The organism is Butyrivibrio sp., assembly GCF_017433805.1.
Taxonomy (GTDB): Bacteria; Bacillota; Clostridia; order Lachnospirales; family Lachnospiraceae; genus Butyrivibrio.
Map to the genome: position 1 here is coordinate 149,486 of NZ_JAFRGN010000040.1, position 10,553 is coordinate 160,038.

The 10,553-nt window shown below is 41.8% G+C and carries 8 protein-coding genes; all 8 read right to left on the reverse strand.

Translation table 11 applies throughout. The features are described from left to right. Window positions 1-56: 56 nt before the first annotated feature. Window positions 57-755: a nucleotide exchange factor GrpE gene (grpE, locus tag IJI01_RS10875; RefSeq protein WP_292190027.1), complete on the reverse strand. Its 699-nt coding sequence runs from the start codon at window positions 753-755 to the stop codon at window positions 57-59. A 48-nt stretch (window positions 756-803) separates the two neighbouring features. Continuing rightward, window positions 804-1,835, reverse strand: coding sequence for a heat-inducible transcriptional repressor HrcA (gene hrcA, locus IJI01_RS10880; RefSeq protein ID WP_292190030.1), 1,032 nt, complete (start codon window positions 1,833-1,835; stop codon window positions 804-806). Window positions 1,836-2,062: 227 nt separating this feature from the next. Then, window positions 2,063-2,872, reverse strand: a complete 810-nt coding sequence (locus IJI01_RS10885; RefSeq protein WP_292190033.1) for a hypothetical protein — start codon at window positions 2,870-2,872, stop codon at window positions 2,063-2,065. Continuing rightward, on the reverse strand, window positions 2,862-7,139 hold the full coding sequence (locus tag IJI01_RS10890; RefSeq protein ID WP_292190036.1) for a S8 family serine peptidase: 4,278 nt from the start codon (window positions 7,137-7,139) through the stop codon (window positions 2,862-2,864). The genes IJI01_RS10885 and IJI01_RS10890 overlap by 11 nt, the downstream gene beginning before the upstream one ends. A gap of 337 nt (window positions 7,140-7,476) precedes the next feature. Next, a complete protein-coding gene (locus IJI01_RS10895; RefSeq protein ID WP_292190039.1) occupies window positions 7,477-7,998 on the reverse strand; it encodes a DUF6465 family protein in 522 nt (173 codons plus the stop codon). A gap of 156 nt (window positions 7,999-8,154) precedes the next feature. After that, a complete protein-coding gene (locus IJI01_RS10900) occupies window positions 8,155-9,342 on the reverse strand; it encodes a pyridoxal phosphate-dependent aminotransferase (protein ID WP_292190042.1) in 1,188 nt (395 codons plus the stop codon). A gap of 100 nt (window positions 9,343-9,442) precedes the next feature. After that, window positions 9,443-9,631 (reverse strand): hypothetical protein, encoded by a 189-nt coding sequence (locus tag IJI01_RS10905; RefSeq protein WP_292190045.1) that lies wholly within the window; start codon window positions 9,629-9,631, stop codon window positions 9,443-9,445. Between the two features lie 100 nt (window positions 9,632-9,731). Next, window positions 9,732-10,553: hypothetical protein (locus IJI01_RS10910; RefSeq protein ID WP_292190047.1), on the reverse strand; the 822-nt coding region annotated here is incomplete at its 5' end.

Sequence of the window (10,553 nt, forward strand, 5' to 3'; positions counted from 1 at the left end):
TTTTTCCTCCGTTTAACTTATCAATTATTCATGTCGCTGGATCTCTCCAGTATTATTTATGCGGTAACACCTACCATGCTATGTCTGAGCACGGTGTCGTGGAACATATATCCCTTTTGAAGTTCCTGTGCAACTACTCCTGATTCATACTCCTGACTCTCAACCTGCATTACTGCATTGTGAAGATTAGGATCGAATTCCTTACCCACAGCTTCAATAGGGGTTACTCCAAGATCCTCAAGCTGTTTAACAAGCTGCTTGTATATCTTGTTCATACCATCTGCAAAAGCTCCATCTTTTTCTTCTTCTGGAACTGCTGCGAGACCTCTCTCAAAATTATCTATTACAGGAAGGAGCTTCTCAAGGACATTACTCTGGCCCTGCTCAAACATCTGAGCCTTCTCTTTTTCCGTTCTCTTCCTGAAGTTATCGAACTCAGCCATCTGACGAAGAACTTTGTCATTGAGTTCGTCAACTTTTTCCTTAAGTGGATCTTTCTTATCCTTCTTGGCAAAAGGATTCTTTTTCTTGTGTTCCTTATCTTCCTTGCCTTCAGCGCTTTCATCAGAAGCTTTTTCTGTATTTTCCTCTGTATCAGCTTCCTCAGCCCTAGACTCTTCTGCTTCGGCCTTCTCAGCCTCTGCAGCCTCGTTCTCAGCTTTCTCTTTGGCTTCTTCCTCAAGTTCTTCCATGATATTCTCAAGGACCTCTTTGTCCTGCTCGCTGACTGGCTTCTTGTTCTCTGTGTTACTCAAATCAACTGCCTCCTAAAAAACTTTCTATATCAATTTGCGCTCCATAAGCTAGTTCTTCTTGTACAAGTCATCAAGCGCATGTCTCATATTCTTAAGTGTCGAGATTACCTTGTCGTAATCCATTCTCTTAGGACCGATGATACCAACGGTTCCCTTCATACCATCTCCAAGCTCGTAGGTAGCTGTTACCACGCTACAATCCTTCATAGCCTGAACTGGAGTCTCATTACCGATATAAACCTGGATGCCTGTCTCCTCTGTCTCAGCTGAAAGAGTTCCCTCTACAATACTGGACAGATCCTTGGTATCCTCAAAGGTACTGATCAGTTCGCTTGCCTTGGTAGAATCTGTAAGCTCAGGATACTTGAAGATATTCATCGTGCCACTTGTGTAGATCTGAAGATCTTCATCAGCTGTTATGGACTCAGCAGCTGCATCAATGACATTACCAATGATCTCACTGTGTATTCCCGCTTCCTGCTTGACTGCAGCAATCAGTCCCAGGTTAATATCCTCAACTGCAAGACCATCAAGCCTTGTATTCATGAGAATGTTGAGCTTGAGCATTGTGGCATCATCCAGAACTTCCTCAACTGGAATGATCTTGTTCTTGATTACGTTGCCTTCTATTACGATAGTAGCAAGAAGGTGCTCATCATCAACCTTGGATATCTGTATGAATTTAAGTTTGTTCTTCCTGATCTGAGGCGCTGAGATCATTGTGGCGTAATTAGTATCAATCGCCAGTGTCTTGGCTACCTGTTTGAGAAGATTCTCAAGCTTCGCTTCCTTATCAAGAAGCATCTCCTTCATGTTCTCAACTTCCTGTTCCTTATCCCTGAGCATCTCGTCTACATATACTCTGTAGCCCTGATCTGAAGGGATACGACCAGCTGATGTATGAGGCTGAAGAATAAGCCCCATTTCCTCAAGGTCTGCCATCTCATTTCTGATAGTAGCTGAGCTAAGATTAAGATCTGTATACTTGGAAATTGTGCGGCTGCCTACTGGCTCGCCTGTCTCCAAATAGTTCTTAACTATAGCATGAAGAATTTTTCTTTTTCTCTCGTCTAATTCCATAAGCCCTTCCTCTGCATTCACCGGTAAATTCATTGGAATGGTATATTTTTTGGAGTGTTAGCACTCACTTCATTTGAGTGCTAACATCTTCTGTATCATAAATTATCACTATGAAGCTCTCATGTCAACATTACATTTGTAAAATAACTGTTAATTTCTTTTCCTTATATATAAAAAAGAAATAGGAGCCTGCTCAAAATGAACAGACTCCCATCTTTTTCTGAATATTAGTTACCAATTACAGCTGCAAGTAAGCTCTGAACTTTGATAGATACAGGCTCAGATGCTTCTGAGTATACCTTCTCGTTCTTTTCATACTGCTGGTAAGCAACAACTTTGTAGTAATAAGTTCTATTCTTATTTACCCAAACGTTTGTATAGCTGTTACCCTTAGTTGAACCAACTACTCCGTATTCTCCATCCTTGGATGCTGAACGATAAACTGTGTAACCGTCAGCAGCTGGATCCTCATCCCATTCTATTTCTACGCCAAGAACAGACTGTGAAAGTGTTACATTCTGAGGAGCCTTAAGCTCAGGTCTTCCAACTTCAACAACATCCTCAAGGAAAAGATCAGAAACAACATCCTTCTCGCCATCGCTAAGCTGGAATATTTCTGCTCTGAGAGCTGTCTCCTGCTTCTCAACACCTACATTAACCTTGAATGTAATAGTGATAAGATCGCCCTTTACGTATTTGCCCATATCGTGTACGAATGCGTAAGAAGCACCTGCACGCTCGCCTTCCTTGTAATCCTTATTGAAATCCTTTTCTTCGAAATTGACATTTCCCTTAGCCTTAACAAGTGTAAGTACTGCTGGATCATATGTAACTGCCAATCTTCCATCAGTTACTCTTGTCTTATCAAGCTTAACTTCATATGTAACAACAGGATCACTTTCCTTACCTGAAACAGTTGCTACTGTATGAACTGGTGCACTGTCAGCCGCATGTACAGCTGTTGCAGGCAGTCCAGTAAAAAGAATAAGTGAAGTCATTCCGAGAACGAATGCTCTTTTAATAGTCTTAATCATCATTCTCTCCTCCTTCTGTAGCCTCTTCTGAAGCTGCCTCTGCAGATGCCTCTGAATCCTCTACATTAGTTTCTGAAGAAGCCTCTACAGCTTCTTCTTTCTCTTCTTCATTTGTGATATCAAACAGTACTTCCTCTGTTGAATCCTCAACAGCCTCATCTACTGTCTCATCTGTGCTAGCCTCAACTGTTGAAGCATCCTCTGAACTCTCAACTGTTGCAGAATCCTCTGGATCCTCTTCATCATTTCTGCCACCACGCTTTGTAACTGTTACCTTTACTTCTGCTGTAAGGTGGTTGCCTTCTTCATCAGTATAAACTGTTGTAACCTTAACAACAGTCTCGCCTTCCTTAACACCAGTGATGACACCGCTCTGGTTTACTGTAGCAATCTTTGTATCCTCAGATGACCACTCAACTTCATCATAGCCTTCTTCAAGCCATCTAGGACCAACTGTCGCATTTACCTGAACTCTGCTACGCTCTCTTACAGTAACTTCTGACTGGTCAACAGAGATCTCTGATACATACTTGGTATCAGCATGTCCTGTGTTGTTGAAGCGGTATACTGAACCGTTAAGAGCATAGTCGAATACTTCTACATAGAATACATCTGCTGGGGCTTCGATAGCTACAGGTACCTCAGCACCCTTTTCTGTCTGATTTACAGAATATTTGCCAAGGATATTTCCATCCTTATCAAGTACAAGTACAGCAGCAGTATATCTGTTATCCTGAAGAACAATCTCAAACTTACCATCTTCTAACATGTAAGCGTCTGTAATTTCTGGATCAGTGTTATCGATAGTAAGAGGTGTTGTAATGTAAAGTCCCTTACCTGTAAGTGTAGAAGCATCTTCTACATCATCATAGTAACTAGGAACTGCTTCGATAGTAACGTCAACTTCTACATCGTCTGCAAGAGGGTTACCCTCCGCATCAGTACCTGCCCAGTGAAGATCCTGCCACTGAATGTAGTTCTCCCACTGACCCTGGTAAATGAATGCTGCATAGTTCTCATATTCTGTATGATCGAAATACTTCTCTCCAGTATTTCTATCAGTAATAGTCATGATTACTCTGCTAGCATTTCTGATAAGTGAGTAGTACATGCTACCAAGTGCTGTTCCGTTAACTGAACTAATTGCATTTCTGTCTGGAATATACTGGTCATCATCTGTGAAGAGGTTAGGGATGTAGTACATCTCGTTATCATCAGAGAAATCACCATATGGGTATATTGACAGGAAGTTAGTCTTAGCCATTCCTACGTAAGACTGTCCGCCGTAATTATCATTGTGCATTGCTTCCATGAAGTCGAAGTTATCATACATTGATGAATCCATCCAGCTTCCATAGAAAGCAAGGAAAGGAACTGAAAGGTCAACATTACCATTTACATAAACGAAACCGTCTACATAAATACCATTTTCAAATCCTGCAAGATATGCTCTGTCAGAATCTGAAAGTGTGATCTGAACATCGATCTTTGTGCTGTCAGTAACCTTAACAAGCTTAAGATCAAGGTTTGCTACATTAGCCTTACCATGAAGCTGTCTTCCAAGGAGATATACGTCCTTAGTATTAAGAACACCATCCTTATTAAGGTCGAAGTATTCCTGGTTCTGCTCAATTACAGGAACATCAACTGAACCATTGATTGCCTGAAGGAAGATCTTTCTATCTGCTCCATCTACGGCACCATCCTCATTAACATCGTATACAAGACCTGCATCGCTTGATGTAAATGATACTGATGGCTTAAGTTCATGTGATCTACCCATGAAGAATGTTACGCCTGATGAATTATAGAGTTCCTCTGTCAATACAGAAGAGTCAAGTACATAGTACTGAGGAACATCTGTCAGGTTATAAACATCAAATGAGAAGCTATAGTTACCAGTCTTCTCAGGATCATCTCCAAGAACAGCCTTAACCTTACCGTCGTTGCCAGCCTTGTCGCCAACAAGAATATATGAAGGAGAAGTTACTGCATTGTAAACATTTGCAAGACCTGCACCCTGCGATCTAGGTGAGAACTCAGGAGCGCTTGCATCGTTACCCTCGTGAAGAGGAATAGCTGTTGCCATTAAGAGAGACTGAGCAAGTGTACGAACTGAAAGACCAGTCTTGTCAGCAAGACCATTCTCACGGATATACTGCTCTACAAGTGCACTCTGACCTGAAATAGAAGGAGCAGCCATAGATGTTCCACTCATAAGGCCATATGTACCATTGTCTCTTGTTGAATAGATGTTTCCACCTGGTGCTGTGATTTCTGGCTTAAGATCAAGAGTTCCTGGTACACCATATGATGAGAAGTCACTCATTGTATAGCCATCAGCTGTATCAACCTTAACACCGATCTGAGATGTTACTGTAAGTGTTCCAGCAAAGGCTTTCTCAGCAATCTGCTCAGAAGAAGCTGCAACGCTCTCAGCATCTGCAAGTGTGATGGACACGCATGGGATAACAGCTGTGCTTCCCTGAAGTGTCATGCTGATTGTACCTGGCTGATTGTTGTAGATTACGCAAGCCTTAGCGCCAGCTGCTTCAGCGTTCATCTGCTTGTTACCAAATGTGATCTCACCACGCTGAACAAATACGATCTTATCTGTAACATCGATACCCTCGTAGTCCTCAGGAAGACCCTTACCTGAAATAAGAACGAATGGATACTCAGTTCCATTGCCGTTTACATCAAGTGTCTCGAACTTAGGAGCGTATGTATCGCTACCATCTGAATAGAAGATCTTCTTGCCATCAGCTGTTGCAAAGTAGTTACCAACCATTCCGTTATTAACAGCACTAGCAACTGTAAGAGCATTTGTGTAAGATCCAGGTGATCCTACTGTATCCATGTTAACATCCTTGCTAAGGTTAACTCCAAATGATGAGTCATCAGCCCAACGTCCTGAGTTACCAGCTGAGATGGATACTACTGTGCTTGTTCCCTCGAGCTTCTTGAAGATATCATTGATATAATCCTCAGAATCTGAAGAATAACCAGCAGCACTTGAACCAAGTGAAAGGTTAACTACATCAGCCTTAAGAAGGAGAGCATCCTCGATAGCTGCCATGTAGTCATCACTGTATGCGCCACCATTTGAGCCAAATACCTTCATGGTAATAAGCTGTGCATCAGGAGCAATACCTACAACGCCAACCTGCTGTCTTCCGTAGCCACCTTCGTCGCTTCCGTCAGGAACATAGTAGTTAGCTGTTGAGATACCAGATACGTGTGTACCATGGTCACCCTGGTCATCGTTATCATGTGTTACATCAAGGTTCTTATCTACATAGTTAAATGCAAATGGAATCTTTTCATTAAGATAAAGATCTTCAGCAGAAACGCCTGCGCTTCTCTGTGAAACGTTAAGATTAGGAAGAACATTTGCGATCTCTTCAGCTGTAAGAAGTGAATAATCAGCAACTGTCTTACCTGCAGCTTCTGCTGTCTCACTTAAGTGAGCATCAAAAGCACCAGCATCGAAAGATGGATGATCTGCATCAATACCTGTATCGATGATAGCAATTCTTGTGCCTGCTCCTGTATAACCAGTAGCCCAAGCAGAGTAGCTTCCTACCATATCACCAGAAGTGATAGTCATAGGCTCTACTGTCTCCTGTGGGTCATACTTCTGAGCAACGTAAACAGCTGCTACACCGTCAACATTTACGATATTTTCAATATCCTTGTAAGCAACATCTGCTGATACAGCGTTTGTAATGATAGACAGGTTGTAGTTGACATCAAGCTCTTCTCCATCAAGAGCTTCCTCTGAAATCTTCTCAATTGTCTCTTCCTGCTCAGCAATGATACTCTCAGAAAGATTCATAGCCTCACTGTTATCAGCAAGGTTCTCTGTGTCATATCCCTTATCAAGGACAGCATCGCCTTCCATAACGATGATGACACGAGTCTGTTCCTCTGGATCCTTCTCCTCTACAGGCAGCTCTGTTACTTCCCCATCAAGAGCTGTTGAAAGATCTTCAAGTCCTTCTTCCTTAGGATCAACCTTCTCAAATAAAGGCGCATCCTTTGACTCAGCTTCTTCTACAGACGCATCTTCTGTAGCTTCATCTGTAGCGGCTTCTGCTTCTTCAGAAGCTTCCTGCTCGTCTACTTCGAAAACCACCTCTTCTTCGCTAGAAGAAAGAGAAGCTGCATCGTCCCCAGAAGTAGCTGCAGCAGTGATAACATTAGTAAATGCAAAAGATGCACTTAAGATCACTGCGAGCACCCTAGCGGGTCCAACTTTTCTTTTCATACACGTTTCCTCCACTCATTATTTATAAAAAGCACTTATAAAAAAGTACGTTTTTATCAGCTTTCCGTAAATGTCTGACAAAACTAATCTGGTTTAAAGCGCCGCCCCATTATCGCTTTTAAGTGGTAAAGCATTTTGACTAAAAAAAGTAGACATATATTAATATGTCTAGCGTATCTATAGTTTAAAAGCCATATTAATTTAAGTCAAGAAAATATTAACAGATTCTAAAGAAATTCTAAATTTAAAATATTATAGCTGTCTATAACAAATAATTAAGCCCCAGATAGTTGCTGTGCAACCACCCAGGGCTTATCATCTAAATATTTTTCAGAAATTATAAACCGTAGTTACCAAGTTCCTTGTCGTTAACTACAAAGTAAACTGTGTTCTCTTCAGGCTTAACATAAAGGTCAAGCTTCTTGATGTCTGCAATGTTCTTGCCCATATCGAACTGATATACATTCTCAGCATTCTCTCTAAGAGTATCGAATGTAACATTCTTGTCAGCATACTGAAGTACGATGTTAGTCTTAACAGCTGCTGTTGCTGCCTTAGCAGGTGCCTTCTTAGCTGCAGGCTTCTTAGCTGCTGTAGCTGTCTTCTTGGCAGGTGCCTTCTTAGCTGGTGCTGCTGTCTTCTTATCTTCAGCCTTCTTAACTGCAGGTTTCTTAGCAGTCTTAGCTGGTGCCTTTTTAACTGCAGGCTTCTTAGCTGGTGCTACTGCCTTCTTAACCTCAGCCTTAGCTTCTGTCTTAACTTCAGCCTTAACCTCAGCCTTCTTAGCCTCTGTAACTACTGGTGTCTTAATTGCTGCAACAGGTTTAACCGCTGCTACTGCTTTCTTGATCTCAGCCATTTTCTCTTCTCCTCCTCGTCAGAAAAAAATCACTAAAAAGTAATGTGACTCGCTAAAACAATAAAGTGGTTTACGAAATAGAGTTTACACCCCTTAATCCGCATTGTCAACGCATTCTCGTCCAAAAGTAGAAGATTCATTCAGCAATATTGCGGTTTATCTATACACCTCATTCACAAACTGCCTAAGTCTCACCATTGCACGCTCTACTTTCTCTGTATCGATGCAATAAGCCATTCTAAAGAAGCCTGGTGCTCCAAAACCGTCTGTGGGCACGAAGATCAGATCATAGTCCTTAGCTTTTTTACAGAATTCAATCGAACTCTCCTCAAGTGACTTAGGCATGATATAGAAAGTTCCACCTGGCTTAACAACAGTAAATCCAAGATCAACAAGAGTATCATAGATAATGTTCATGTTGGTCTCATATACAGAAAGATCTGCAGTCATGCCACATACCTTGGCTACAGCCTGCTGTATGATTGAAGGTGGGCAGTTATGTCCTGTACCTCTGGAAATCTGTCCGCACATAGGAACGATGAATTCAGCACCGTCACAAGCAGGATTAACAGCTACATAGCCAATTCTTTCTCCAGGAAGAGATAATGACTTGGAAAAAGAGTAGCAGCTGAGTGTATTGTCATAGAACTTGGAAACATAAGGAGCATCTGCGCCCTTAAATACGATTTCCCTATATGGTTCATCAGACAAAAGATAAATTGTATGGCCATACTCCTTGGATTTATCTGTAAGTATCTGAGAAAGTCTTGTGAGTGTCTCAGTAGAATAAGCAACTCCAGATGGGTTGTTAGGTGTGTTGACCAGAACAGCCATAACCTTCTCATTCATCATCTCAAGGAATTTATCAAAATTGATCTGGAAAGTTTCTGTATCAGCTGGAACCACACTAAGCTTCAGACCAGCACCTGTGATATATGGGCCATATTCAGGGAAGAAAGGTGCAAAAGCAAGTACCTCATCTCCTGGCTCTGTAACCGCTCTGACAGCATGAGCTATTGCACCTGCAGCTCCTGTAGTAGGAAAGATATGCTCTGGACCATAATTCATTCCAAAGCGCTCATTTAAAGACTCTGCTATCCTCTCTTTATAAAGAGGATTACCAAGACTAGGTGTATATCCGTGAAGTGTCATTGTATCCTCGTTCTCAAGGAGTCTTATCATCTCATCAGTAAACTCCTGTGGAACAGCAACACTTGGATTACCTAAACTAAAATCAAAAACATTTTCATAGCCGATTTCCTTGCCCCTTGCTGTAGCATACTCTGACAGTTCTCGGATAACCGACTTAGCTCCCAACATCTTTTTGTAGCTCTCGTTGATCATACCCTTCCTCCATTACCTTTTTATTTGCGGTCTATTATAACACGAAAGGACCTCTTTAAAAGAGGTCCTTTTTTATCATCATGTCGTTATTATAATTTGATCAGTCTCTATCTGTGAACTTCTTGGTCTCACTAGTGAAGGTTCCCGCAGCTGCAACATCCATCAGATCATCATCTGACAAGACCTGTGCCTTGGGATATCTCGAGTCAACGTCTGCAATAATATCTGCAAGTTCACTGTTTCCAGCAAATTTTTGAAAATCAAAGAGTCTTGATAATTTCTTCTCCATTATATGCCTCCTGTTGATATAATTCAGATGCACTTGTTTTCTTTTTCAACTATTTATACGAATGCAAAAGAATTATGGCAAATCTTTTTTATAGTATAACTCACTCTTCGAAATCATCAAACTCTTTCTTTTTATTAAGATGATCTTTGTACATCTTTTCGCCAGTTGCTCCAAGGACAGCTATGATAAGAAGCCACCACCAGCTCTTCTTCTGTGGAATAGTATCAGACTCTGCTGACACAGCAAGTGCTGTATTTTCATCTTCTATAGTAACAAGCTGTTCTTCATCTGATACAACCTGCGTTGTTTCTTTTACAGAAACATCTTGTGCCTCAGATGCAAGTGGAGCGCCCTCTTCTTCGATAAATACAGCTTCCTCAGTATTTCCTGCAACTCCTGCACCATCGGATGTATATCCTGTCTGTTCCACTGTATAAGAAGCGCCGGTATCTCCAGCATCTGCCAGGGTCATATTCTCAATAGCCACAGCGTCTGCTGCATTTGTTCCGCGAGCATTCTGTATAGCGGTAGCTGCTGTTACTGCGCCCGTTGCTGCGCTAGCTATCTCACTTGCTGCTGTTGTTCCACCGCCTTGAGCATCCCTCTGGCCTCCACCAGTTTCACCCTGCTCTATAGCATCTTCTATGATACTCATCGCTACCGGCGTAAGTCTTCCTATTGTATTCTTAAGGTCATTAGCAGCCGCTGTCAGTTTACCTTCAAGTTCATCAGCCTTGGTCTGGGCTTCTTTTACCTTACCATCAGCATCCTTCTTGAGGTCATTCAGCTCTTTTAACAGATTAGAAACAGTAAGGCCATTTAATCTCACAGCCTCAGCTTCATCCACCTTAAGTCCCAGATAGCCTGCGATATCTGTAACTCCAAGTACATCTACGGCCTTGAGCGACTTTCTGGTATTCTG